This is a genomic window from Cellulomonas palmilytica (assembly GCF_021590045.1).
Taxonomy (GTDB): Bacteria; Actinomycetota; Actinomycetes; order Actinomycetales; family Cellulomonadaceae; genus Cellulomonas; species Cellulomonas palmilytica.
In genome coordinates this window covers 2,441,284-2,465,739 of record NZ_CP062221.1, presented here as the reverse complement: position 1 = coordinate 2,465,739, position 24,456 = coordinate 2,441,284, and the positions used below count along the sequence as shown (strand labels likewise).

General features: G+C 75.9%; 22 protein-coding genes. 2 read left to right on the top strand and 20 right to left on the bottom strand.

The window, feature by feature from the left end; all coding sequences use genetic code 11:
* Positions 1–169: 169 nt before the first annotated feature.
* The 13 genes from lgt to F1D97_RS11130 form a co-directional block, all read right to left on the bottom strand.
* Positions 170–1,093, bottom strand: a complete 924-nt coding sequence (gene lgt, locus F1D97_RS11190) for a prolipoprotein diacylglyceryl transferase (protein ID WP_236123576.1) — start codon at positions 1,091–1,093, stop codon at positions 170–172.
* 92 nt (positions 1,094–1,185) lie between these two features.
* Entirely contained in the window at positions 1,186–2,079 is an 894-nt protein-coding gene (trpA, locus tag F1D97_RS11185; protein WP_236120589.1) for a tryptophan synthase subunit alpha, read from the bottom strand.
* Positions 2,076–3,362 carry a tryptophan synthase subunit beta gene (trpB, locus tag F1D97_RS11180; RefSeq protein WP_236120588.1) on the bottom strand — a complete coding sequence of 429 codons (1,287 nt, stop codon included), beginning with the start codon at positions 3,360–3,362 and terminating at the stop codon, positions 2,076–2,078. The genes trpA and trpB overlap by 4 nt, the downstream gene beginning before the upstream one ends.
* Positions 3,359–4,171 (bottom strand): indole-3-glycerol phosphate synthase TrpC, encoded by an 813-nt coding sequence (gene trpC / locus F1D97_RS11175; RefSeq protein ID WP_236120587.1) that lies wholly within the window; start codon positions 4,169–4,171, stop codon positions 3,359–3,361. The genes trpB and trpC overlap by 4 nt, the downstream gene beginning before the upstream one ends.
* Positions 4,172–4,313: 142 nt before the next feature.
* Complete coding sequence (locus F1D97_RS11170; protein ID WP_236120586.1) at positions 4,314–4,949, bottom strand: DUF4190 domain-containing protein; 636 nt, start codon at positions 4,947–4,949, stop codon at positions 4,314–4,316.
* Positions 4,950–5,112: 163 nt separating this feature from the next.
* A complete protein-coding gene (locus tag F1D97_RS11165) occupies positions 5,113–5,556 on the bottom strand; it encodes a DUF2752 domain-containing protein (protein WP_236120585.1) in 444 nt (147 codons plus the stop codon).
* Between the two features lie 7 nt (positions 5,557–5,563).
* Positions 5,564–6,421, bottom strand: a complete 858-nt coding sequence (locus F1D97_RS11160) for a DUF4190 domain-containing protein (protein WP_236120584.1) — start codon at positions 6,419–6,421, stop codon at positions 5,564–5,566.
* A gap of 4 nt (positions 6,422–6,425) precedes the next feature.
* Positions 6,426–6,731: an HGxxPAAW family protein gene (locus F1D97_RS11155; protein WP_236120583.1), complete on the bottom strand. Its 306-nt coding sequence runs from the start codon at positions 6,729–6,731 to the stop codon at positions 6,426–6,428.
* Between the two features lie 134 nt (positions 6,732–6,865).
* Positions 6,866–7,483, bottom strand: coding sequence for a Trp biosynthesis-associated membrane protein (locus F1D97_RS11150; RefSeq protein ID WP_236120582.1), 618 nt, complete (start codon positions 7,481–7,483; stop codon positions 6,866–6,868).
* Complete coding sequence (locus F1D97_RS11145; RefSeq protein ID WP_236120581.1) at positions 7,476–9,050, bottom strand: anthranilate synthase component I; 1,575 nt, start codon at positions 9,048–9,050, stop codon at positions 7,476–7,478. Before F1D97_RS11145 ends, F1D97_RS11150 begins: the two co-directional genes overlap by 8 nt.
* Entirely contained in the window at positions 9,047–9,442 is a 396-nt protein-coding gene (gene hisI / locus F1D97_RS11140; RefSeq protein ID WP_236120580.1) for a phosphoribosyl-AMP cyclohydrolase, read from the bottom strand. The genes F1D97_RS11145 and hisI overlap by 4 nt, the downstream gene beginning before the upstream one ends.
* 73 nt (positions 9,443–9,515) lie before the next feature.
* The gene (locus F1D97_RS11135) at positions 9,516–11,366 is read right to left on the bottom strand and encodes an ABC transporter ATP-binding protein (protein WP_236120579.1); all 1,851 of its coding nucleotides are present in this window, start codon (positions 11,364–11,366) and stop codon (positions 9,516–9,518) included.
* Complete coding sequence (locus F1D97_RS11130) at positions 11,363–13,297, bottom strand: ABC transporter ATP-binding protein (RefSeq protein WP_236120578.1); 1,935 nt, start codon at positions 13,295–13,297, stop codon at positions 11,363–11,365. Before F1D97_RS11130 ends, F1D97_RS11135 begins: the two co-directional genes overlap by 4 nt.
* Before the next feature lie 116 nt (positions 13,298–13,413).
* Between F1D97_RS11130 and F1D97_RS11125 the strand changes: the two genes are divergently transcribed.
* Positions 13,414–14,061, top strand: a complete 648-nt coding sequence (locus F1D97_RS11125) for a TIGR03085 family metal-binding protein (RefSeq protein ID WP_236120577.1) — start codon at positions 13,414–13,416, stop codon at positions 14,059–14,061.
* Positions 14,062–14,073: 12 nt separating this feature from the next.
* Here F1D97_RS11125 and hisF read toward each other — a convergent pair whose 3' ends face one another.
* From hisF to F1D97_RS11095, 6 genes are all read right to left on the bottom strand, one after another.
* Positions 14,074–14,844 (bottom strand): imidazole glycerol phosphate synthase subunit HisF, encoded by a 771-nt coding sequence (gene hisF / locus F1D97_RS11120; RefSeq protein WP_236120576.1) that lies wholly within the window; start codon positions 14,842–14,844, stop codon positions 14,074–14,076.
* Positions 14,841–15,728, bottom strand: coding sequence for an FKBP-type peptidyl-prolyl cis-trans isomerase (locus F1D97_RS11115; RefSeq protein ID WP_236120575.1), 888 nt, complete (start codon positions 15,726–15,728; stop codon positions 14,841–14,843). Before F1D97_RS11115 ends, hisF begins: the two co-directional genes overlap by 4 nt.
* Positions 15,729–15,878: 150 nt before the next feature.
* Positions 15,879–17,240 (bottom strand): Pup--protein ligase, encoded by a 1,362-nt coding sequence (gene pafA, locus F1D97_RS11110; RefSeq protein WP_236120574.1) that lies wholly within the window; start codon positions 17,238–17,240, stop codon positions 15,879–15,881.
* On the bottom strand, positions 17,240–17,938 hold the full coding sequence (gene prcA / locus F1D97_RS11105; RefSeq protein WP_236120573.1) for a proteasome subunit alpha: 699 nt from the start codon (positions 17,936–17,938) through the stop codon (positions 17,240–17,242). Before prcA ends, pafA begins: the two co-directional genes overlap by 1 nt.
* Positions 17,935–18,777 (bottom strand): proteasome subunit beta, encoded by an 843-nt coding sequence (gene prcB / locus F1D97_RS11100; protein ID WP_236120572.1) that lies wholly within the window; start codon positions 18,775–18,777, stop codon positions 17,935–17,937. Before prcB ends, prcA begins: the two co-directional genes overlap by 4 nt.
* A gap of 6 nt (positions 18,778–18,783) precedes the next feature.
* A complete protein-coding gene (locus F1D97_RS11095; protein WP_236120571.1) occupies positions 18,784–18,975 on the bottom strand; it encodes a ubiquitin-like protein Pup in 192 nt (63 codons plus the stop codon).
* 126 nt (positions 18,976–19,101) lie between these two features.
* Here F1D97_RS11095 and F1D97_RS11090 point away from each other — a divergent pair, with 126 nt between their 5' ends.
* The gene (locus F1D97_RS11090; protein WP_236120570.1) at positions 19,102–22,797 is read left to right on the top strand and encodes an SCO7613 C-terminal domain-containing membrane protein; all 3,696 of its coding nucleotides are present in this window, start codon (positions 19,102–19,104) and stop codon (positions 22,795–22,797) included.
* Between the two features lie 36 nt (positions 22,798–22,833).
* Here F1D97_RS11090 and dop read toward each other — a convergent pair whose 3' ends face one another.
* Positions 22,834–24,441: a depupylase/deamidase Dop gene (dop, locus tag F1D97_RS11085; RefSeq protein ID WP_317618859.1), complete on the bottom strand. Its 1,608-nt coding sequence runs from the start codon at positions 24,439–24,441 to the stop codon at positions 22,834–22,836.
* Positions 24,442–24,456 lie beyond the last annotated feature (15 nt).

Genomic DNA, 24,456 nt, shown 5'->3' with positions numbered 1-24,456 from the left:
CTCACAGTGCCCCGGCCGGACCGGGGCTCGCACGAACTTGGGGGGATCGGGACGTCGTCGGCCCTTGTGGTGGGCGACGATACAACCCGCCTGAACGGGTGGCCGCATCGCCCTGTGTGACTCGGATCACTGATGATCGGCCACGTCCGGGGCCGGTCCGGGCCCGTCGTCAACGGGCCGGATGACCGTCCTCGTCGTCCGCAGGGACGGCCGCCGAGTCGGTGTCCGTGTCCTGCGGGACGTCCTCCTGCTGGGAGGCCTGTTGCGTGGGTTCCGCCGACGGGTCCAGCAGGACGGTCGTGTCGCGTCCAGGATGCCGACGCCCGACCACCACGAACGCTACCAGCGCCCCGAGGCCGACCAGCATCGACGTCCAGACGTTGAGGCGCAACCCCAGGAAGCCGTGGGCGGGGTCGATGCGCAGCGCCTCGATCCACAGGCGGCCCGAGGTGTACACCACGACGTACAGCCAGAACACCCGGCCGTGCCCGAGCCGGAACCTGCGGTCCGCCCACACCAGCAGCGCGGCGCCGGCGAGGTTCCACGCCATCTCGTACAGGAACGTCGGGTGGAACAGCGTCCCGGCGGCGTACCCGGCCGCCTCGGCGACCGAGTCGTCGACCCGCAGGCCCCACGGCAGGGTCGTCGGACCGCCGAACAGCTCCTGGTTGAACCAGTTGCCGAGCCGGCCGATCGCCTGGGCCACGAGCAGACCGGGCGCGAGCGCGTCGGCGAACGGGGCGAGTCGCACGCCCTGCCGGCGGCACCCGATCCAAGCGCCGACCGCGCCGAGAGCGACGGCGCCCCAGATCCCGAGGCCGCCCTCCCAGATCGCGAACGCCTTCCAGGGGTCGCCGCCCTCGCCGAAGTACGCGTCCGGCGACGTGACCAGGTGGTAGATCCGCCCGCCGAGGATGCCGAACGGCACGGCCCAGAACGCGATCTCGACGACCTGGTCCCGGTCACCGCCGCGCTCCTCCCACCGGCGCTGCGTCAGGAGCACCGCGGCCACGATCCCGACGAGGATCGCGAGCGCGTACGCACGCAGCGGCAGGGGGCCGAGGTACCACACGCCGTGCGACGGGCTCGGGATCGCGGCGCGGACGCCGTGGACGAACCCGCCGTCGACGAACCCGCCCTCGACAAGCCCGCCCGCGGGCGCGGTCCCGACGAGCGACGCGAGGCTCACCGCGCGGACCCGTCGACCGAACCGCCCGCCGGACGCTGCGCCGAGCGCACCCCCGCGGCGAGCGCGGCCGTGACCTCGGCGAGACGGTCGAGACCCGTGGCCTCGTCGGACACGTCCAGCAGCGAGCGGACGAACGCCGAGCCGACGATCACGCCGTCGGCGTACGAGGCCACCTGCGCCGCCTGCTCGGGGCGCGACACGCCCAGGCCGACGCACACCCGCGGCGCGCCCGCCGCGCGGGTGTCGGCGACGAGCTGCTCGGCCCGCGAGCCCACTGTCGCACGCTCCCCCGTGACGCCCATGGTCGACGCCGCGTACACGAAGCCGCGCGACGCGGCGACCGTGCTCGCGAGCCGCTCGGGCGTCGAGCTCGGGGCGACCAGGAACACCCGGTCGAGGCCGTGCGCGTCCGACGCCGCGATCCACGCCTCGGCCTCGTCGGGCACGAGGTCCGGCGTGATGAGGCCGGCTCCGCCGGCCGCCGCGAGGTCGCGCGCGTACGCCTCGACGCCGTAGCGCAGGACCAGGTTCCAGTACGTCATGACGAGCACCGGGGCGCCGCGGCCCGCGACCTGCTCGACCGCCGTGAGCGTGTCCCGCACGCGCGTGCCGCCCCGCAGCGCGTGGTCGACCGCGCGCTGGATGACGGGGCCGTCCATGACCGGGTCGGTGTACGGCATGCCGAGCTCGACGACGTCCACTCCGGCGTCGATCATCGTGCGCACCGCCTGGACCGAGCCCGGCACCGACGGGTACCCGACCGGGAGGTAGCCGACGAGCGCCGCGCGGCCCTGGGCCGCGAGACCGTCGAGGAGCGGTCCCGTCGTGGCGCCGGTCGTGGCGCCCGTCGTGGCACCCGGCGTCGCGCTCGTCGTCTGCCCGCCGCTCACCGGTCCCCCTCGCCCTCGTCGCCCGCGTCGAGCAGGCCGAACCACCGCGCGGCCGTGGCCACGTCCTTGTCACCGCGCCCCGACAGGTTCACCAGGACCACGGGCTCGTCGGACCACTCGCCGACCTGCGGCCCGAGCTGGATCGCGCCCGCCAGCGCGTGCGCGGACTCGATCGCGGGGATGATCCCCTCGGTCCGGCACAGGAGCCGGAACGCATCCATGGCCTCGGCGTCCGAGACCGGCAGGTACGTCGCGCGGCCGATGTCGTGCAGCCACGAGTGCTCCGGGCCGACGCTCGGGTAGTCGAGGCCCGCCGAGACCGAGTGGCTCGGGATCGTCTGCCCGTCCTCGTCCTGCAGCAGGTACGAGCGCGCGCCGTGCAGCACACCCGGGGCACCGCCCGAGAACCGCGCCGCGTGGTCCCCGGGGCCGAGCCCGCGACCGCCCGCCTCGAAGCCGAACAGCCGCACACCCTCGTCGTCCAGGAACGCGTTGAAGATGCCCATCGCGTTCGAGCCGCCGCCCACGCACGCCGCCACGGCGTCGGGCAGCCGGCCGATCTCGCCGAGCAGCTGCGCGCGCGCCTCCTCGCCGATGAGCTTGTGGAAGTCGCGCACCATCTCCGGGAACGGGTGCGGGCCCGTGACCGTGCCGAGCAGGTAGTGCGTCGTCTCGACGTTCGCGACCCAGTCGCGCAGCGCCTCGTTGATCGCGTCCTTGAGCGTGCGCGTGCCGATCGTCACCGGGACGACCTCGGCGCCGAGCAGGCGCATGCGGGCGACGTTGAGCGCCTGGCGCTGCGTGTCCTCCTCGCCCATGTACACGGTGCACTCCAGGCCCAGCAGCGCGGCGGCCGTGGCCGTCGCGACGCCGTGCTGCCCGGCGCCCGTCTCCGCGATCACGCGCGACTTGCCCAGTCGCTTCACGAGCAGCGCCTGGCCGAGCACGTTGTTGATCTTGTGCGAGCCCGTGTGGTTGAGGTCCTCGCGCTTGAGGAACACGCGGGCGCCGCCGCCGACGTGCGCCGCGAACCGCGGCACCTCGGTCAGCGGGCTGGGACGACCGGTGTACGTGCGGTGCAGGCGCGCGAGCTCGGCACCGAACGCCGGGTCCGCCAGGGCCTTGTGATACGCCGTGTCGAGCTCGTCGAGGGCCGCGATGAGCGCCTCGGGCACGAACCGGCCGCCGAAGTCGCCCCAGTACGGCCCGACGTGCGTGGCGAGCGAGCCGAGCCGGGGCTCCTGGCCCGGGACGACCGGCCGACCGCTGTCGACCCCGCTCACTGGCGCACCGCGCGCAGGGACGGGTGGGCGCCGGCCGCGACGAGGTCGGCGACGGACTGCCGCGGCGCGTCGTCGGTGACGAGCGCCTCGCCGACGAGCACCGCGTCGGCACCGGCGCGCGCGTAGTCGACGACGTCGTGCGGTCCGCGCACGCCCGACTCGGCGATCTTCACGACGTCGGACGGGATCCGGGGCGCGACGCGCGCGAACGTCCCGCGGTCGACCTCGAGCGAGCGCAGGTCGCGCGCGTTCACGCCGATGACCCGGGCGCCCGCGTCGACCGCGCGGTCGACCTCGTCCACGTCGTGGACCTCGACGAGCGCGGTCATGCCGAGCGAGTGCACGCGCTCGACGAGCGACTCGAGCACCGTCTGCTCGAGCGCCGCGACGATGAGCAGGCACACGTCGGCCCCGTGCGCGCGGGCCTCCCACACCTGGTAGGGCGACACGATGAAGTCCTTGCGCAGCACCGGGATGTCGACCCGGGCGCGCACCGCGTCGAGGTCCGCGAGCGAGCCGTTGAACCGGCGCTCCTCGGTGAGCACCGAGATCGCGGCCGCTCCGCCCTTCTCGTACTCCGCGGCCAGCGCGGCCGGGTCGGAGATCTGCGCGAGCGCACCCTTCGACGGGCTCGAGCGCTTGACCTCGGCGATGACCGTGACCGCGTCCTCGACCCGCAGGCGCGCGACCGCGTCGATCGCCGACTCGCGACGTGCCGCGAGCTCCTTGACCTCGGCGAGCGGCGTGCGCGCCTCCCGTGCCGCGAGGTCCTCCCGGACCCCCGCGACGATCTCGTCGAGCACGCTCATGGCCACCACACCCCTCGTTCGCGTCCCGGGCGGACCCGCTGCCGTGCGGCCGTGCGAGGTCCGTCCCCCGGTCATCGTAGAGGCGCCGCGGAGTGACCCGGACCACGGCCCGACAGGTGGACCAGGTCGCGCGCGGGCGTGGTCAGTAGCCCCTGACGGTGCTGCCGGGCGCCGCGATCACGGCGAGCAGGGCGAACCCGATGAGGACGACCCACAGGGCCGTGCCGATCCAGCCGGTGACGACGCCGGCGGTCGCGAGGCTGCCGTTGTCGGCCTGACCGGCGGCGACGGCCCGCTTGGCGTGGTTGCCGACGATGATCGCCGCGATGCCCGAGAACGGGCCGCACATCACGAGGCTGGCGATGCCGAGGACGAGCGCCCACACCCCGAGGCTGTTCTTGGGGAAGGCGCCGGGCGGGTACCCCGGGTAGCCGCCGTACCCGGGAGCCTGCCCGTACGGCTGCTGGCCGTACGGACCCTGGCCGTACGGAGCCTGGCCGTACGGAGCCTGCCCGTACTGAGCCTGGCCGTAGGGCTGCTGACCGTACGCGGGAGCCTGACCGTAGGCAGGAGGCTGGCCGTAGGACGGCTGCTGACCGTACGCGGGCGGCTGGTCCGCCGCGGGCTGCCCGTAGGCGGGCGGCTGGTCGTACGCCGGGGGCTGGTCGACGGGCGGCGTGGGCTGGGACCCGCCCGACGACCCCGCCGACGGCGGCGCGTACGGCGACGACGGCTCGCTCGGCTGCTGCGGCTCGGTCGGCTGGTCGGGCGTGCTCATCGCGGTGCTCCAGTCGTGGGTGCGGTTCGGGACGTGCTGGGGACACTCTGCCAGGCCGAGGACCGATCCCGACGCAGGACGAGGCCGCTGGGGACGGCGCGGAGCGGGCGCGCGTCCCGACGCCCCCGGGGCGGACGAGGACCTTCCCGGCGGACCGGGACGATCAGGGCGCGAGAGCCTCGAGACCCGGCAGGTTGCGCAGCACGCCGAACACCAGGAGCAGCGCGAGGAACACCCACGCCGACCACGACGGCAGCACCGGCGCGGTCCGACCGCGCGCCACGCGCACGGCCCACCACCCCCACAGCGCCACGACGACGGGGACGAGCGCGACCCACAGCGGGTTCATCGCCCACGCCGCGGCGAGGTCGCCGTGCGCGAGGTCGTGCGTGGCGCGCAGGCCGCCGCACGCCGGGCAGAACAGCCCCGCGGCCGCGTACAGCGGGCAGTAGCCGTAGCTCCCCGACACGTGGGGGTCGCGCAGCGCGACCACGGCGGTCCCGGCGAGCACGATCCCCGCGGTGAGCGCGGGACCACGCCACGCACGACGGCGGGGCGCCGTCGCGGGCGGTGTGGTGACCTGCTGGCCCACGACCGGCGCGCCCATGCCGCGCCTAGAGCGAGCTCTGGGTGTACGTGGCGATGCCGCTGACGGTGCGCAGGACCGCGAGCCCCACGCCGACCCAGCCGAGGATCACGCCCGCCCGCGCGGCGGACACGTTCGAGACGAGGCCCCGGGCCGCGTCCGACTTGGCGCGGTTGCCGAGCAGGATCGCGGGCACGGCGGCGGCGAGACCGACGAACGAGCAGCCGCACGCGAGCACGACGCCGAGGATCCCGAGCACGAGCGACCACGTCGCCAGCGGGCTGCTCGCCCGCGGCGGCGTCGCGTACGGGTCCGTGGGCCACGCGCCGTACGGCGACTGCGGCGCGCCGTAGGCGGGGCCGCCGGACGGCGCGGTGCCGTACCCGGGCGGGGCCACGGGCGCAGTGCCGTAGGCGGGCGCGGCGTACGGGTCGGCGCCGGGCTCGGGCGGGGTGCCGTAGAGCGGGACCTCGGACGCGGGCTGCGTGTCGGGGGGCGTCGCGACCGGCGACGAGGGCTCGTCGGTGTCGTCGTCCGACGACGAGGGCGAGGCGGCCGATGCGGGTGTGCCGGCCGACGAGGGTGTGCCGGCCGACGAGGAGGGCACGCCGAACGTCGCGGGCGGCTCGTAGACCGGGCGCGCGACGTAGCCCGCCGGCGCCTCGTAGGACGGCGGGGTGTACCCCGTCGGTGTCGGGTCGGAGGGGCTCTCCGCGGCGCTCTCCGCCGTGCTGCTCTCCCGCGTGCTGGGGTCGCTCGTGCCGCCCTGGTCGGAGCTCGCGGGCGCCGCGGCACCCGGCTCGTCGGGGACGGACGGCTGAAGGGGCTCGGACGGGGCCGACGGGTCGCGCGGCTCGTCGGGCGAGGGCGGCACGGGCGCGTTCATCGGGTCAGTGGCCCCCGCGCGCCTTCTGGCGCGCGAGCGTCTGGGCACCGCCCTGGCCGTAGCCGACGACCTGCAGCACCTTGCCGATCACCAGGCCGAGCACGCACACGGCGAGACCCACCCAGAACAGCCAGACCTGCGCGAAGACCATCGCGAGCGCGGCGACCAGCGCGCCCCCGACCACGACCCACGTGGTGGTCCAGGCCGCCACGGTATGACCGTGGTTCGTCGGCGGGGCCGTCGGCGGCAGGTGCACCGCCTCGGTGGTCGTGGGGTTCTGCGCGCGGTGCGCGAGGGTGTTGTCGGCCATCGTCGACCTTTCCGTACGAGGTTCGCCGCTCACCCTAGCGTGCGCCCGACCGTGCGCTCCGGCACGTCCGCTGCGACGCGGACCACAGCCCGGCCGGGGCGGTCCGGCGCGCGCGCCCGCGCCCAGGACCGGCGTCAGTCGTCGGCGCGCGGGACGCCGTCCGACCCCTCGGTCGGGTCGTCGCCGCGCGTCAGCGCGTCCCACTGGTCGCGCTCGGAGAGCGGCGCACCGCCGCGGCCGGCGGGGGGCGCGTCCGTCGTCCCGCTCTCGTGGCGGCGCCCGGTCGACCACGCCGCGCTCGCCCGCACGAGCCACACCGCCAGCAGCACGTCCAGCACCCCGACGACGACCGCGACCCACGGCCACGGCGACACCGCGGCCTCCAGCGCGCGCTCGAGGCCCAGCTCCTCGACCACGCGGGGCGCGGCCGTGTCGACGGGCGCGCGCAGCACCCCCACGGCGTCGACGACCACGAGCGCGCCGGCCAGCGCGACGGCGCCGGCCACGACCCACCGCCCGGCACGGCCGACGAGCGCCACCGCCCCTGCGGCGGCGAGCAGCACGAGCGCGGCCGCGACGAGCGACGGCGCGGCCGAGGAGCCCGACACCGAGATCGTGCGCGGCACGCCCAGCACCGTCGTCGTGTCGACCGTGAGCCACGGGACGACGGCCACGAGCCCCGTCAGCCCGGCCGCGAGGACCAGGAGCCCCGCGGCGCGGCCACGCCCCGCCCGACGGGGCGTCTCAGCCATCCGCTCGTCGCAGGCGGGACGCGACCTGGATCGCGCGCACCGCCGCCTGGGCCTTGTTACGCGACTCGAGGTACTCGAGCTCGGGCACCGAGTCCGCGACGATCCCGCCGCCGGCCTGCACGGACGCCCGCCCGTCGCGGATGAGCGCGGTGCGGATCGCGATGGCCATGTCCATGTTGCCCGCGAAGTCGAAGTAGCCGACCGTCCCGCCGTAGATGCCGCGGCGCGCGGGCTCGACCTCGTCGATGAGCGCGATCGCCCGGGGCTTGGGCGCACCGGAGAGCGTGCCCGCGGGGAACGTCGCCATGAGCGTCTGCAGCGCGGTCGCGCCCGCACGCAGCCGCCCGACGACGGTCGACGTGATGTGCATGATGTGCGAGAACCGGCGCACGGCCATGAACTCGACGACCTCGACGCTCGTCGGCTCGCAGACCTTGACCATGTCGTTGCGCGACAGGTCGACGAGCATGATGTGCTCCGCGCGCTCCTTCGGGTCGGCGAGCACCTCGTCGGCGAGCGCGCGGTCCTCCTCGGGCGTCGCGCCCCGCGGCCGCGAACCGGCGATCGGGAACGTCGTGACGTGCCCGTCGTCGACCTTCACGAGCGTCTCGGGGCTCGAACCGACGACCGCGAAGTCCGAGCCGTCCGCGTCCTGCAGCTGCAGGTAGTACATGTACGGGCTCGGGTTGATGGTGCGCAGCACGCGGTACACGTCGAGCGGGTCGGCCGGGCAGTCCAGGTCGAGGCGCTGGGAGATGACGACCTGGAACACCTCGCCGTCGCGGATCGCCTCCTTGCCGAACCGCACGGCCTGGTCGAACTCCTCGCGCGTGCTGCGGAACCGCAGCTCGGGCTCGGGTGCGTCCGCGAGGACCGCGACCGCGGAGGGCGCGGGGTGCAGCAGTGACGCCTGCATCGCGTCGAGCCGCGCGACGGCGTCCGCGTACGCCTCGTCGACGCGTTCGTCGGTGTCGTCGAAGTTGATCGCGTTCGCGACGAGCCACACCGACCCGTCCTGGTGGTCGACGACCGCGAGGTCGGTGGCGAGCAGCAGCGTCACCTCGGGGACGTCGAGCTCCTCGGGCGCCTTGCGCGGCAGGGTCGGCTCCCAGTGGTGCACGACGTCCCACCCGAGCGCGCCGACGAGCCCGCCGGTCAGCGGCGGCAGGCCGGGCAGCACGGGCGTGCGCAGCACGTCGAGGGTGTCGCCGAGCACGTCGAGCACGTCCCCGTCCGTCGGGACCCCGACCGGGACGTCACCCGTCCAGACGGCCTGGCCGTCCCGCACCGTGAGCGTCGCGCGCGAGCGCACGCCGACGAACGACCAGCGCGCCCACGTCCCGTCGGCCTCGGCCGACTCGAGGACGAACGTGCCGGGGCGTCCCGCCGCGAGCGTGCGGTACAGCCCGACCGGGGTCACGTCGTCGGCCAGCAGGCGGCGCACCACGGGGACGACGCGGCGGTCCCGGGCCAGGTCGCGGAACCCGTCGAGCGACGGCCACGTGCTCCCCCACGGGACCTGCGCGGTCGCGTCGGGGACGGTCGTCGTGCCGGACGTCGTGCTCATGCCCGCTCCTGCGTCTCGGTGGCCGTCTCGTGGCCCGCCTCGTCGGCCGTCACCGGCAGCGGGCCGCCCGCCTCGAAGCACGTCCGCGTGCCGGTGTGGCACGCGGCGCCCACCTGGTCGACCTCGACGAGCAGCGCGTCGCCGTCGCAGTCGATGCTCACGGCCTTCACGTGCTGCACGTGGCCGGACGTGTCGCCCTTGCGCCAGTACTCCTGGCGCGAGCGGGACCAGAACGTCACGCGACCGGACGTGAGGGTGCGGCGCAGCGCCTCGTCGTCCATCCAGCCGAGCATGAGCACCTCACGCGTGTCGTGCTGCTGCACGATCGCGGCGACGAGGCCGTGGTCGTCGCGCTTGAGACGCGACGCGACTGCGGGGTCCAGGGTGGGCACCCGAGAATCCTGCCACGCCGGTGCCCGCGACCTCGGGCAGCGTCCACGGACCTGGACGTGCGCAGCGCGGCGCTCAGCGGGTCTGCGCGACCCACGCCCCGTGCATGGTCGCGTACAGCCCGCCGGCCGCGACGAGCTCGTCGTGCGGACCGTGCTCGACCACCCGGCCGGAGTCGACGACGAGCACGGCGTCCGCGGCCTCGGCCGTCGACAGGCGGTGCGCGATCGTGATGGTCGTGCGCCCCGCGGTGAGCCCGGCGAGCGCACGCGCGAGCCGGACCTCGGTGGCCGGGTCGACCGCGGACGTCGCCTCGTCGAGCAGCAGCAGGTCCGCGTCGGCGAGGTACGCCCGCGCGAGCGCGACGAGCTGCCGCTCCCCCGCCGAGAGCGACTCGCCGCGCTGCCCGACCGGGGTCGCGAGCCCCGCGCCGAGCTCGTCGACCCACGGGCCGAGCCCGAGGGCGTCGACCGCGTCGCGCACGCGCGGGTCGTCGGCGGCGGGCGCCCACGCGGGGTCGTCGTCGCGGCGCAGCCCGTAGGCGATGTTCTCCGCGAGCGTGCCGTCGAACAGGAACCCCTCCTGGGGCACGAGCACGACGCGCCGGCGCAGGTCGGCGCGTCGGACGGTGCGCAGGTCCGTGCCGTCGAGCAGCACCTGCCCGTGCGTGGGGTCGACGAGGCGCGCGACGAGCCGCGCGATCGTCGTCTTGCCCGACCCGGTCGCGCCGACGACCGCGAGCGACGAGCCCGGGGGCACGGTCACGTCCACGCCCTGCAGCACGGGCGGGCCGTCGGGGTACGCGAAGCCGACGCCCCGCAGCTCGAGCGCCGCCGGTCCGCGCGGGCTGGCCACGCCGTCGACGGGGTCCGCGACCTCGACGGGCGTCTCGAGCACGCCCAGCACGCGCCGCCAGCCCGCGACCGCGTTCTGCAGCTCGTTGAGGATCTCGGTGGCCATCTGGACCGGCCCGGTGAACAGCTGCACGAGGAACAGGAACGCCAGCAGCCGGCCCGGCGTGAGGTCGCCCGTGACGCCGAGCGACGTGCCGGCGACGACCACGAGGGCGAGCACGAGGTTCGCGGTCAGCACCCCGGAGGAGAACACGACCGCGACGAGGTTCTGCGCACGGACCATCGCCTTGCGCGTCGCGTGGATGGCGGCGTCGGTCGCGCGCTGCGTGCGGGCGGCGACGCCGTACGCCCGGATGGTCTCGGCGCCGACGACGGACTCGGACACCGCGCCGAGCATCGCGCCGTACCGCTCGCGCACCGCGGAGTACCGGGCGTTGACGCGCTTCTGCAACGGCTGCAGAGCCGCGACGAGCGGGACGAACCCGAGCCAGACCAGCAGCGTGAGCTGCCAGGAGTACACCGACATGAGCGCGGTCGCGACGATGATCTGCAGCACCGAGACGAGCAGCATGATCCCGCCCCACTGCACGAACAGCGAGATCGTGTCGACGTCCGAGGTGACGCGCGAGACGAGGCTGCCGCGGCGCTCGGTGCCGCGCGTGAGGACCGACAGGTCGTGCACGTGCCGGAACGCGCGGGTGCGCAGCTGCAGCAGGCCCGCCTCGCTCGAGCGGAACAGCCGGATGTTCACCGCGGCCGAGCACAGGGCGCCCAGCACGAGCCCGAGCGCCGCGAAGCCCGCGAGCGCCGCGACGCGACGCACGTCCGGCCCGCCCTCGGCGAGGATGCCCGTGTCGATGGTCTGCTGGACGGCGACGGGCACGAGCACCCTGCCGACGGCCGCGGCCGTCGCGAGCAGGACGGTCAGGCCGAGTCCCTCGACGAGCCGTGGCGAGACCTCGACGCCGCGGCGCAGGGTGGCGAGCACGCCGAGGGTCGAGGCGGGCGCCATCGCGTGCCCACGCTGCGTGGTCTGCGGCTGGTCCTGCGCGGGGGTCTGCGTCGTCGTCATCGTGCGTCCACCTCGTCGAGCTCGGCGTACGGCTCGTCGTCCTCCACGCCGTCGCCCGGCCCGTCGCCCTCGTCCCAGTCCCGTCGGGCGCGTCGCTCGCTCTCGCGCTCGTACGCGGTCGCGAGGTCGCGGTAACCCGGGTCGCGCGCGAGCAGCTCGGCGTGCGACCCGCGGTCGACGACGCGCCCGCCGTCGAGGTGCACGACCTCGTCCGCGAGCAGCACCGACGACATCCGGTAGGCCACGAGCAGGACGGTGGGTCCCTGGCGCGCGGCAGTGCCGCGCAGCCCGCGCAGGATCTCCTGCTCGACGCGCGGGTCGACCGCCGAGGTCGCGTCGTCGAGCAGGAGCACGCGGGGCCGGCGCACGAGGGCACGCGCGAGCGCGAGCCGCTGGCGCTGCCCTCCGGACAGGTTCGCGCCGCGCTCACCGAGGTGCGCGTCGAGACCGCCGGGCAGCTCACGGACCACGTCGTCGACGCGCGCGACGCGCAGCGCGTCCCACACCTCGTCGTCGGACGGGGCGTCGGTGTCCTCCGGGTCTGCGAGCGTGACGTTGCCGCGCACCGTGTCCTCGAACACGAACGCGTGCTGCGCGACGAGCGCGACGTGCCGTGTCAGGGCGTCCGGGGCGAGGTCGCGCAGGTCGACGCCGTCCACGCGCACCGCACCCTCGTCGGGGTCCGCGAGGCGTGACACGAGCGCGACGAGGCTCGTCTTGCCCGCACCCGTCGGCCCGACGACCGCGACGACGCGCCCGGGCTCGACGTCGAGGTCGACGTCGTCGACGAGCGTCAGCGGTCCCTGCGGCGTGTCCACGCGCCGCGTCGCGTGCTCGAACGTCACGCGCGCACCCGCCCCGGTGCCGGCCCACGGCGTGCGCCCCTCGGGCAGCGCGCCGCGGCTGTCCACGACGCGCGCGACCCGGTCGTAGCCGACGAGCGCGCGCGGGATCTCGCCGAGGACCCAGCCGAACGCGCGCACCGGCACCGCGAGGAGCGTCAGCAGGTACGCCGCGGCGACCACGTCGCCCGTGCCGATGCCGCCCTCCGCGACGCGCCACGTCCCGACGACCAGGACCGTCAGCGTCCCGACGTTCGGCAGCAGGTCGATCACCGGGTCGAAGAACGCGCGCACCACGCCGACGCGCACGTTCGCGTCGGCGAGCGCGCTCGACCGCTCCGCGAAGCGTCGCTCCTCGCGCGCCTGCGTGCCGAGCGACGTGACGAGCAGTCCCGCCTCGAAGCTCTCGTGCGCGACGTCCGCCACCTCGGCGCGCAGCTGCTGCGCGTGGGTGATCGCGGGCGACATGCGGCGCTGGAACCAGGCGTTGGCGACGACCGCGAGCGGCACGACGACGAGCGCGGCCAGCGCGAGCCACACGTCGGTGCGCAGCAGCGCGACGGTCGCGACCACGAGCATGACGACGACCCCGAGCGCGAACGGCAGGGGGTTGAACACCGAGGTCGCGGCCTCGACGTCCGCGCCCGCGTTGGACAGCAGCTGCCCCGTCGGGTGCCGCCGGTGCCACGACATGGGCAGGCGTAGGTACTGGCGCGTGACGCGCAGGCGGTGGTCCTCCTGGATCTGGGCGTACCCGAGCCCGGCGAAGATGCGCCGGCCCGCGACCCCGACCGCGAGCGTCACCGCGACGAGCGCGATGACGCCACCCGCCCACCAGATGCGCCCGCGCGCGGCCGCGTCCCCGGCGAGCGCCGGGACCACGACGTCGTCGGTCGCCCAGCCGAGCGCGCGGCTCAGCACGACGGTCGTGGCGCCGAACAGCGCGGCCGTGCCGACCGCCGCGGCGTACGTCCACGGGTGCGCCCGCATGCCCCGCCAGATCAGCGTCACCGCGCGCCGCGCCGTGGACCCCGTCAGGCGCATCCCCGGACCCTGCGTCGACGTCGACGACGAACGGGGCGAGGGCATGGCGAACACCTTCCGGTCCGAGAGGGGGACGGTCATCGTCTCACGGCGGACCAACAGGTTTCCCCGGGCACCGTTCGCCGCGCGAGGACGCGTCGCGCGATGGCACGATGACGCGCATGACCTGGCACCCCGCGCTGCGCGCCGATCTCGTCGAGGCCCTGCGGGCGGTCCCGCCGGACGCGCCGACGCTGTGCGACGGGTGGCAGGCACGCCACCTCGCGGCGCACGTCGTGCTGCGGGAGCGCTCGGTGCGCGTCGGTCTCGGGCTCGCCGCGGCGCGCGTCACGGACGTCGCCGACCGCGCGGTCGACGAGCTCGCGGCGACCGCCGCCGACGAGGCCGGGTACGCCGCGCTCGTCGACCGCGTGGAGGCCGGTCCGCCGCGCTGGCACCCCACCGCCCTGGCCGGCGACGCCGCGAACCTCACCGAGCTGTACGTGCACGGCGAGGACGTGCGCCGCGGCGACGGCACGCCCCGCGAGCGGCCGCTCGAGCCCGGGCTCGTCGAGGCGTTGTGGCGGGACGCGGCCCGGTTCGCCCGGTTGCGGACCTCGCGCGTGCCCGTCGGGCTGGTGCTCGTGCGCCACGACGGTCCGCGCACCCACGTGCGGCGTCCGCGCGGCGACCACGGCACGGTCGTCGTGCGGGGCGCCGCCGGCGAGCTCGTGCTGTGGCTCGCGGGACGGGGCGCGGCCACGACGCTCGTCGTGCAGGGCGAGGACGCCGACGTCGCGGCGCTCGCCGCGCGCCTGCCGCTGCCCTGACGGGCCCCGGCCTCAGCGGACCGTGATGCCGGCCTCGCGCAGCGCGTGCTTGACGTCACCGACGGTGAGCGTGCCGAAGTGGAACACGCTCGCGGCGAGCACGGCGTCCGCACCCGCCCGCGCGGCCTCGACGAAGTGCTCGGGCGTCCCCGCGCCGCCGCTCGCGATGAGCGGCACCGACACCTGGGCCCGCACGTCGCGCAGCATCTGCAGGTCGAAACCCGAGGTCGTGCCGTCGGCGTCCATCGAGTTGAGCAGGATCTCCCCCGCGCCCAGCTCGGCGGCGCGCGCCGCCCACGCGACCGCGTCGATCCCGGTGCCGCGGCGCCCGCCGTGCGTCGTCACCTCGTAGCCCGAGTCGGTCCGCACGTCACCGGTCACGCGCCGCGCGTCGACCGACAGCACGAGCACCTGCGAGCCGAACCGGTCCGCGATCTCGGCGATCAGCTCGGCGCGGGCGATCGCCGCGGTGTTCACGCCGACCTTGTCGGCGCCCGCGCGCAGCAGGCGGTCCACGTCGTCGGCCGAGCGCACGCCTCCACCCACCGTGAGCGGGACGAACACCTCCTCCGCGGTGCGGCGCACGACGTCGTAGGTCGTCTCGCGGTTGCCCGACGACGCGGACACGTCGAGGAACGTCAGCTCGTCGGCACCCTCCGCGTCGTAGCGGTGCGCGAGCTCGACCGGGTCGCCCGCGTCGCGCAGGTTCTCGAAGTTCACGCCCTTGACGACGCGACCTGCGTCGACGTCGAGGCACGGGATGACGCGCAGGGCGAGGCTCACGGGGCAGTCCCTCCGGGGGTGCGGGCGTTGAGGATGTCGACGACGAACACGACGGTCTGACCGGAGAGCTCCTCGCTCTGGGTCACGCCGAGCGCGTACGACGGCGGCACGATGAGCATGACGCGGCTGCCGACGGGCTGGTCGACGAGCCCTTCCTGCCACGCGGGCACGTCCTGCAGCGAGAACGACAGCGGCAGGCCGCCCGACGCCCAGGTCGAGTCGAACTCCTCACCGCTGGTCCACGCCCAGCCGGTGAACTGCACCGTGACCGTGTCGCTCGCGACGACCTGCTTGCCGGCGCCGCGCAGGACGGGCTGCACGCGCAGCGTCGCGGGGGGCTTCGACTCCACGGGGGTGAACGTCGGGGCACCGTCCTTCGCCTCGCCCACCGCGGGGAACCCCTCGAGAGGCTCGACCTCGCTGCCCTCGGCGCGCGTCGGCAGCACGTCGATGACGGTCGCGGTCGGGTACTCGTCGCCCCGCTCGGACGCCGGGGCGACCTGCAGCAGGCGCGCTCCGACACGCTGCCCGCTGAGCGTCTCGTACAGGTCCGCGCCGAGGTCCGCGCGCGTGAGGAGCTGCGAGCGCGGGCTGCCCGAGAAGCTGTCGCGCACGAGCGTCGCCTCCGACGCGTTCTCGAGCCAGTAGTCGATGAGGATCGGCGCACCGTCGACGAGCGCGGGCCCGGTCCCCTGCCACACGGCCTCGCGGTAGGTCTCGGTCACCTGCAGCGGCGCGACGTACGTGAGCGTCGGCGCGACGCCCGCGTCGCCCGTCACGACGACGTCGGGCGGGGCCTCCTCGGAGTCCGAGCAGCCGGTCAGCGCGACCGCCGCCACGCACACGGCGGCCAGCGCGCCTCGCGCGCGTCGCAGTCCTCGCACCTGCCGTTCGTCCCCTCGTCGTCGCCGCGCCGGTGGTCCGGCGGTGAACGGCCGACACTCTACGGCGTGGACCCGGCAGGCCGGTGCCGGCCGCCGCAGGTCGATGGCCGGTGACGGCCGGTGATCGGCCGGTGACGTGACCGCCGCACGTCACATCGACTCGATGAGCCTCTCCACGCGCTCGTCGACGTTGCGGAACGGGTCCTTGCACAGCACGGTGCGCTGCGCCTGGTCGTTGAGCTTGAGGTGCACCCAGTCGACCGTGTAGTCCCGGCGCGCCTCCTGGGCGGCGCGCACGAAGTCGCCGCGCAGCTTGGCACGGGTCGTCTGCGGCGGCACGCTCGTCGCCTCGAACACCTCGAGGTCGGTCGTCAGGCGCTCGACCAGGCCCTTCGCGGCCAGCAGGTTGTACAGGCCCTCGGTGCGCGAGATGTCGTGGTACGCCAGGTCGAGGCGCTGGACGCGTACGTCCGACAGCGGCAGGTCGTGCTTGGCGCGGTAGCGCTCGATGAGCCGGTACTTGATGACCCAGTCGAGCTCGCGCTCCACGAGCGACAGGTCCTGCGTCCGCAGCGCGTGCAGCCCGCGCTCCCACAGCTCGAGCACCTGCTTGTCCTGCGGCGACCCCCCGCCGCGCTGCGCGACGAAGTCGCTCACGCGGGACAGGTACTCCTCCTGCAGGTCGAGCGCGGTGGTCGTGCGCCCGCTCGCGAGCGTGATCGGCGCGGTGCCCGTCATGTCGTGGCTGATCTCGCGGATCGCGCGGATCGGGTTCTCGAGCGACATGTCGCGGATCGGGATGCCCGCCTCGACGAGGCGCAGCACCAGGTCGGTCGCCCCGACCTTGAGCATCGTCGTCGACTCGGACATCGAGGAGTCGCCCACGATCACGTGCAGCCGGCGGAAGTGCTCGGCGTCGGCGTGCGGCTCGTCGCGCGTGTTGATGATCGGGCGCGAGCGGGTCGTCGCGCTCGAGACGGCCTCCCAGATGTGGTCGGCGCGCTGCGACAGGCAGTACACCGCGCCCCGCGGGGTCGCCAGGACCTTGCCCGCGCCCGTGAGCACCTGCCGCGTGATGAGGAACGGCACGAGCACGTCCGACAACCGCGCGAAGTCACCCTGGCGCCGCACGAGGTAGTTCTCGTGGCAGCCGTAGGAGTTGCCCGCGGAGTCCGTGTTGTTCTTGAACAGGTGGATGGTGCCCGGCAGGCCCTCGTGCTCGAGGCGCTGCTGCGCGTCCGCCACCAGCCCCTCGAGGATCCGCTCACCCGCGCGGTCGTGCGTGACGAGCTGGCGCACGTCGTCGCACTCCGCCGTCGCGTACTCGGGGTGCGAGCCGACGTCGAGGTACAGCCGTGACCCGTTGCGCAGGAACACGTTCGACGAGCGCCCCCACGCCACCACCTTGCGGAACAGGTAGCGCGCGACCTCGTCGGCCGACAGCCCGCGCCCGTCCGTGGCGGCGCACGTGACGCCGTACTCCGTCTCGAGGCCGAAGATCCGCTTGTCCATCAGCCCTCCAGCAGGTCCTCCAGCAGCGGCCCCGCCAGACGGCGGAACGCGCGGCGCGGACGGGTCCGGTCCAGCACGGCGACCTCGAGCTGGGCCGCGGGGATCGTGCGCTGCTCGCCGCCGTCCTCGGGCGGCGCACCGAGCGCGCGCACCGCGAGCCGCAGCACCTGCGGCAGCGTCATGCCCGGCTGCCACGCGTCGCCCACGAGCGTGCCGAGGCGCTCCGCCTGGCCGCCCATGACGACCCAGCCGTGCTCGTCGGCCACCGAGCCGTCGTACGTCAGCCGGTAGATCTGGTCGCCCTCGGCCTCGCGGCCCACCTCGGCCACGACGAGCTCGACCTCGAGCGGCTTGGACTCGGTGGTGAACACCGTGCCGAGCGTCTGCGTGTACGCGTTCGCCAGGGCCCGGGCCGTGACGTCCTCGCGGTCGTAGGAGTAGCCGCGCAGGTCCGCGTACCGCACGCCCGCGACGCGCAGGTTCTCGAACTCGTTGTACTTGCCGACCGCCGCGAACGCGATGCGGTCGTAGATCTCCGAGACCTTGTGCAGCGCGCGCGACGCGTTCTCGGTGGCGAACGCGATGCCCTCGTCGTACTGCACGACGACGACGCTGCGGCCGCGCGCGATGCCCTTGCGCGCGTAGTCGGCCCGGTCCTTCATGAGCTGCTCGGGCGAGACGTAGAACGGCATGCTCACGCGCGCTCACCCCCTCGTGCGTGCTGCGCGCGGCGTTCCGCGACGACGGCCTCGGCGACCTGCTCGAGCTCGGCGTCCGGCACCCGCAGGTAGCCGGACTCGGTGACGGTCGCGACGACCGGCCAGATGCGGCGCGTCGTGTCGGGACCGCCCGTGGCGGAGTCGTCGTCCGCGGCGTCGACGAGCGCCTCGACCGCGACCCGCACGGCGTCGACCGGCGACAGGCCGGGACGCCACAGCTTCTTGAGCGAGCCGCGTGCGAACACCGAGCCCGACCCGACCGCGTGGTGGTCGTGCTCCTCGTACCGGCCGCCCGTGACGTCGTACGAGAAGATCCGGCCGATGCCGCGCTCGAGGTCGTAGCCGCCGAACAGCGGCACGACCGCCAGACCCTGCAGCGCGAGGCCCAGGTTGCCGCGGATCATCGTGGACAGGCGGTTCGCCTTGCCGTCGAGCGACAGCAGGCTGCCCTCGATCTTCTCGTAGTGCTCGAGCTCGAGCTGGAACAGCCGCACGAGCTCGACCGCGAGGCCCGCGGTGCCCGCGATGCCCACCGCCGAGTACTCGTCGGCCGGGAAGACCTTCTCGATCTCGCGGCTCGCGATCATCGAGCCCATCGTCGCGCGACGGTCCCCGGCCATGACGATGCCGCCCGTGCACACGACCGCCACGATCGTCGTGCCGTGCGGGGCGTGCAGCTGCTCGGCGCCGACGAGCGGGCGGTTCCCGGGCAGCAGCGACGGCGCATGGGCGGCGAGGAAGTCGACGAACGACGACGAGCCCGGGGTCATGAAGGCGGCCGGGAGTCGGCCCGCCGCGAGCGGGTCAGGGTGCGTCATGGGCGCTCACTGACCACCCTTCTGGACGAAGCCGCGGACGAACTGCTCCGCGTTCTGCTCCAGCACGTCGTCGATCTCGTCGAGCAGCGCGTCGACCTCGGCGTCCCGGCTCTGCGCGGCGGGCGCGACGGGCTCCGGCGCGTCGTCGACCGGCTCGTCGTCGTCCCGGCGCGGGTTGATCCGCTCCTGACCTGCCATGAGGACCTCCTCGGCGTCGCTTGGTGCTCCTGCGCCCACCCTAGGCCCATCCCGGACACGACTGCCTCGGGTGACAGGTGGGCGAGACGCGCTCGTCACGCCCGGCTTGCTGCCATGATGCCCGCCATGACCCGCCCACCCGTCCCCCACCCCCGCGCCGGTGCGCTCGAGGAGGCGCGACGGCTGCTGCTCGACCCCGGCCGTTGCCCGGGGTGCGGCGCACGCCTGGCCGGCACACGCTGCGACGGCTGCGGCCTCGGGCTCGCCGGACCGGCGGGTGCGGCCGTGTGGGAGGCCTCGCGCGCGGCCGCGGCGGCGCTCGCGCACCAGGCCGACGTCGTCGGTGCCGTGCGGCGCAGCGCTGCGGCGCCCGCCGCGGCCCGCGTCACGGCGGGTGCCCCGGCCACCACCCCGGTCGGTCCGTTGGGCCCGCCCCCGCCCCCGCCGCGACCGTCGACCCCGCCGCCGTCCGTGCCACGGCCCGCCCCCGCCGTCGGGCCGGCGCCGTACGCACCCCCGGGAGCGTCGACGCCGCCGCCGGCCCGGCAGCCCGCGCGCCAGCCGTGGCCCGTGCAGACCGTCCTGGTCGCGCTCGGCGCCGCGCTGCTCGCCGTGGCGAGCCTCGTGTTCCTCGTGTTCACCTGGGAGCTGCTGACCCTGGGCGCGCGCGCCGCGGTCATCGCGCTCGGCACGGCCGCCGTCCTCGCGCTCGCCGTCGTGCTGCGCCGCCGCGGGCTGCGCGTCTCGGCGGAGGCGGTGGCCGCGCTCGGGTCCGTGCTGCTGACGCTCGACGTCTGGGCGCTGTGGGCCACCGGGCTGCTCGGGGGTGCACCCGGCTGGCTCGTGGGCGGGGTCGGCCTCGCCGCGTGCGGCGGCCTGCTCGCGCTCTACGGCGCCCGCACCGGTCTGCGGGCGGGGACGGTCGCGGCGGCCGTGCTCGTCCCGGTCGCGCCGCTGCCCGCCGTGCTCGACGCCCGCACCGCGGCCGGTGCGATGGGCGGGCTGCTGCTCGCGTTCGCCGCGACGTCCACCCGGCATCTGCCGGCCGTGCGAGCGCGCGTCGCGGAGCGTCGCGTGCTCGCGACCGGTGCGGTCGCTCTCGCGGTCCCGCTCGTCGTCGTGCCGGTGGTGGCGCTCGCGAGGACCGACGACGCGGGACCCACGGCCGCGCTCGTCGTGCTCGCGGTCGTCGCGGTCGCGGCGTTCGCGGTGCAGAGCGCGGTCACCCGCGCAGCCGCCGCCGGCGCCTGGGCCGGCGGCGCCGGCCTGCTCGCGGTCGCGACCGCCGCGGTCGCCGTGCCGCCCGTCACCGAGGCCGCCGTGCCGTGGTCCGCGCCCGGCGCGGCGGCCGTCGCGGTCCTCGCAGCCCTGGCCGCGCTCGTCGCTCCCCCGGCCGTGCGCTCGCGCACCGACGTCGCATCCGCGGTCGCCGCGGTCGCCGCCGCCGCGTCCGCGCTGCCCGAGGTGGTCCTCCTCGCGCTCGCCGCGACCGCGGCCGTGCTCGAGCCCGGCGGCGACGACTTCGCGTGGGCCGCGGGGGCGGTCGTGACCACGGCGTCGAGCGTCCTGGTGGCGGCCGCCGTCGGGCTCCGGCTCGCGCCGGTCGTCCGGCACGTCGCGGCCGCGCTGGCCTGCGTCGCCGTGCTCGAGGGCGTCGCCCTGCTCGTCGGCTCGCCGCCCCAGGCGGTCGCCGCGTTCGCGGCGGTCACGCTCGCCGCGCTCGTCGTGCCGCTGCCGTCGCCCTGGCGCCGCCACACGCGCACGCTTGCCGTCCTCGCGTCCGCGGCCGCGGTCGTCGCGTCGGCCACCGGCGTCGCGGCCGACGCGACGACGGCCGAGCGCGTCGCACTGACGGTCACGCTGGCCGTCGGGACGGGCGTCGCGCTCGTCGCGGCGAACTGGGGCGGTCGGTCGGCGCGCGCCGCGGGCACCGGCGTCGCCGCCGTGCTGGCGACCGCCGCGGTCGCGACCGCGCTGCGGCTCGCCGGTGCGGGCGCCCGTGACGCGGCGCTGCTCGCCGCCGCCGCGCTCGGCCTCACGGTCGTCGCGCTCGTCCTGCCGCGGCTCGTCTCCCGACCGCGGCGGATCGTCCTGCTCCCGACCGCCGCGGCCGTGCAGTCGGTCACGTGGCTCGTCGCGACGGCCGCGGCCGTCGACGCCGGTCCGGCCGGCGCCGACCTCCGTCCGGCCCTGCCGCTCGTGGCGCTCCCCCTCGCCGCCGCGGTCCAGTGCCTCGCGCTCGCGCTGCTCGGGCGCGGTCGCGTCGGACCCGCCGCGCGGCGCGTCGCCACCGGGCTCGTCGTGCCGGCCGCGGCCACGGTCGTGCTCACCGCGCACCTCGCGACCGGGCGTCCCGCGGCCGGGACGACGTCGCTGGTGGCGTGCGTGCTCGCGTGCGCCGGGGCGCTCGTGGCCCGCGCCGTCGGCGGCGCCGCGCGCGGCCTGCGGTCCGCGCTCGAGGTCAGCGGGGCGGTCGTCGCGGGACTCGCGCTCGCCGCCGCGCCCGCCGCGGGGGTCGTGACGCTCGAGCTCGTCCTGCTGGCCGTGACGGCCGGCGTCGTCGCCCTGGCGCCGGACCGCCGTGCGCTGCGGTGGTGGGCGCTGGGCCTCGCGGTCGTCGCGTCGTGGACGGGGCTCGCCGCGCGGGACGTCGGCCTCCCCGAGGCCTACGCCGCACCGCTCGGCCTGGTGCTCGCCGGCATCGGCGTCGCGCGGCTGCGCCGGGCCGCCGCACCCCCGCAGCCGGACGGAGCGGAGCTCTCGCGGCAGCGGAGCGCGTCCGCCGTGTCGTTCCTCATCGCCGGCGTGCTGCTCGTCGGCGTCCCCCCGGCGCTCGTCAGCGACTCCCTCACCGTCGGCTCGGCGCACCTCGACCGCACCGCGCTGCTGACCGGCGGGCTCGTGCTCCTGGCCGCGGCGGCCTGGTGGCTCGCGGGCTCGCGCGTGCCCGCGAGCCGGTCCGTGGCCACCGCGCTGGCCGGGTGCGTCGGGCTGCTCGCGGTCCTGGGGCCCGTGCGACGCGCCGCCACGGCCGTCGCCGACGGCTCCGGAGGCGAGGCGTGGGGCCTCGCCGCGGCGGCGGTCCTCGGTCTCGCGACCCTCGCCGCGAACCGCGCGGGCGCGCCGCGCACGAGCGTGCTCGCCGGCGCGTGGGCCGCCCTGCTCGTCGCCGCGCTCCCCACCCTCGTCGTCGCCGGCACCGCCGCCGGCACGACGGCGGCCGACGGCGTCGAGCCGTTCGCGGTCGCGCGGCTCGCCGCGGTCGCCGTGGTCGGCACGGCCCTCGCGCTCGTCGGCGTGCGCCGGGACCGGCCCGTCCTGGTCGGGCAGGGGCTCACGCTGCTCGGCCTCGCGACGCTCACCGGCGTCGTGAGCGCCGGCCCGCTCCCGCTCGACGCGGTGCTGGGCGTCGCGGGCGTGCTCGCGGGGGCCGTCGGGGCGGCGCGGCTCGCGCACGACCCCGCCGCGCGCTCCTGGCCCGCGCTCGGGGTCCCGTGCGGGCTCGTGCTCGTGCCCGCGCTCGTCGGTCTCCAGGCCGCACCGACGCCGTGGCGGTGGACGGTCGCGCTCGTCGGTGGCGTCGCCGCGGTGCTCGTCGGAGCGGCCCGCCGGTTGCAGGCACCGTTCGTCGTCGGCGCCGCCGTGCTCGCGGCCGAGGTCGCCCTGCAGCTCGTGGCCGCCGGCGCCTCGGTGGTCTCGCACGTCGGCTGGTGGCCGCTGCTGTTCGCCGGCGGCGTCGTGCTCACCGTCGTCGGCGTGACCTACGAGCGCCGGCTGCGCGACGCGCGCGAGGCCACGCGGTTCGTCGCCCGGCTCCGCTGACGCCGCCGCCGCGGGGCGAACGCGGGACGGGGGCGGTCAGGCCCCCAGGGCGGCGAGCAGCGACGCGGCGTCGGGGCTCGCGTCGAGCAGCGCGCCGACGTGCGCCTGCGTCCCGCGCAGCGGGTCGCGCATCGGGACGCGCTGCAACGTCGCCGCGCCCGGCACGTCGAACACGACCGAGTCCCACGACGCGGCCGAGACCTGGTCGCCGTACCGCGCGACCGCCTCGCCGCGGAAGAACGCGCGCGTGTCGGTCGGGGCGTGCGCGACCGCGCGGTCCACCTCCTGCGGCGTCACGAGAAGCTCGACCGCACCCGCGGCGCGGAGCCGGTGGTACAACCCCCGCTCCGGGCGCACGTCCGACCACTGCAGGTCGACCGCGGCGAGCCGCGGGTGGTCCCACGGCAGGTCCTCGCGCCGCCGCATGCCGTCGAGCAGCCGCAGCTTGGCGAGCCACTCGACCTCGCGCGCGCACGACGACGGGTCCGTGCCGAGGCGGTCGAGCAGCGAGTCCCAGCGCGCCAGCACGTCGCGCGTGTCGTCGTCGAGCGGCGCCCCCACGTGGTCCAGCGCCGTCCGGACCGCGCCCAGGTACTCGCGCTGCACCTCGAGCGCCGTGAGCCGGCGCCCGTCCGCGAGCTCGACACGCGCGGTCAGCGTCGTGTCGTGGCTGACCTGGTGCACGGCCGCGACCGGGTCGCGCAGCGTGAGCCGGTCGACCGCGGCGAGCGCCCCACCCGCGCCGCCCTCGGCGACCGCACGCTCGATGAGCCAGAGCACCAGGGACGTCGTGCCGAGCCGCACGTACGTCGCGGCCTCGAGCATCGTCGCGTCGCCGACGATCACGTGCAGGCGACGCCAGCGCGCCGGGTCGGCGTGCGGCTCGTCGCGAGTGTTGACGATCGGACGACGCAGCGTGGTCTCCAGGCCGATCTCGGCCTCGACGTAGTCCGCGCGCTGCGACAGCTGGAAGCCCGCGTGCTCGCCGCGCTGGCCGATCCCGACGCGCCCGGCGCCGGTGAACACCTGGCGCGTGACGAAGAACGGGATGAGCCGCGCCGCGAGGTCGCCGAACGGCACGGCACGGTCCACGAGGTAGTTCTCGTGCGTGCCGTAGGTCGCGCCCTTGCCGTCGACGTTGTTCTTGTACAGCGCGACGTCCGGCAGCGCGGGTACCGACGCGAGCGCGCGCACCGAGGCGAGCATCACCTGCTCGCCCGCGCGGTCCCACACCACCGCGTCGCGCGGGTTCGTGACCTCGGGCGAGGAGTACTCCGGGTGCGCGTGGTCGACGTACAGGCGGGCGCCGTTCGACAGGATGACGTTCGCGGCGCCCGGGTCCTCGTACTCCTCGACCTCGGGACGCTCGAGCTCCTGCGGGCCGTCGCCCGAGGGCGCGGGTCGCGTCGGGTCGTCCGTCAGCAGCGACGGGTGGGCGGAGGCGCGCTGCAGGTGGAACCCGCGCGCGTCCATGAGCGGGTCCTCGTCGTCGTAGTCCCAGCGCGCCTTGGTCCGGCCCGCCCCGCGCGCCGCGGCGTGCACCGCGACCACGTGGCTCGACAGCAGCATCGGGTTGGCCATCGGCCGGCCTGGCTGCAGCACGCCGTACTCGGTCTCGATCCCCATCACACGGCGCACGGTCACGGCGCCCACCCTAGG

What these genes read in the sequence shown, in the direction of transcription:
- trpC (WP_236120587.1), bottom strand. Translation starts at nt 4,171, where the DNA reads ATGAGCGTGCTCGACGAGATCGTCGCGGGGGTCCGGGAGGACCTCGCG.
- F1D97_RS11170 (WP_236120586.1), bottom strand. Translation starts at nt 4,949, where the DNA reads ATGAGCACGCCCGACCAGCCGACCGAGCCGCAGCAGCCGAGCGAGCCG.
- F1D97_RS11165 (WP_236120585.1), bottom strand. Translation starts at nt 5,556, where the DNA reads ATGGGCGCGCCGGTCGTGGGCCAGCAGGTCACCACACCGCCCGCGACG.
- F1D97_RS11160 (WP_236120584.1), bottom strand. Translation starts at nt 6,421, where the DNA reads ATGAACGCGCCCGTGCCGCCCTCGCCCGACGAGCCGCGCGACCCGTCG.
- F1D97_RS11155 (WP_236120583.1), bottom strand. Translation starts at nt 6,731, where the DNA reads ATGGCCGACAACACCCTCGCGCACCGCGCGCAGAACCCCACGACCACC.
- F1D97_RS11150 (WP_236120582.1), bottom strand. Translation starts at nt 7,483, where the DNA reads ATGGCTGAGACGCCCCGTCGGGCGGGGCGTGGCCGCGCCGCGGGGCTC.
- F1D97_RS11145 (WP_236120581.1), bottom strand. Translation starts at nt 9,050, where the DNA reads ATGAGCACGACGTCCGGCACGACGACCGTCCCCGACGCGACCGCGCAG.
- F1D97_RS11135 (WP_236120579.1), bottom strand. Translation starts at nt 11,366, where the DNA reads ATGACGACGACGCAGACCCCCGCGCAGGACCAGCCGCAGACCACGCAG.
- F1D97_RS11130 (WP_236120578.1), bottom strand. Translation starts at nt 13,297, where the DNA reads ATGCCCTCGCCCCGTTCGTCGTCGACGTCGACGCAGGGTCCGGGGATG.
- F1D97_RS11125 (WP_236120577.1), top strand. Translation starts at nt 13,414, where the DNA reads ATGACCTGGCACCCCGCGCTGCGCGCCGATCTCGTCGAGGCCCTGCGG.
- pafA (WP_236120574.1), bottom strand. Translation starts at nt 17,240, where the DNA reads ATGGACAAGCGGATCTTCGGCCTCGAGACGGAGTACGGCGTCACGTGC.
- prcB (WP_236120572.1), bottom strand. Translation starts at nt 18,777, where the DNA reads ATGACGCACCCTGACCCGCTCGCGGCGGGCCGACTCCCGGCCGCCTTC.
- F1D97_RS11095 (WP_236120571.1), bottom strand. Translation starts at nt 18,975, where the DNA reads ATGGCAGGTCAGGAGCGGATCAACCCGCGCCGGGACGACGACGAGCCG.
- F1D97_RS11090 (WP_236120570.1), top strand. Translation starts at nt 19,102, where the DNA reads ATGACCCGCCCACCCGTCCCCCACCCCCGCGCCGGTGCGCTCGAGGAG.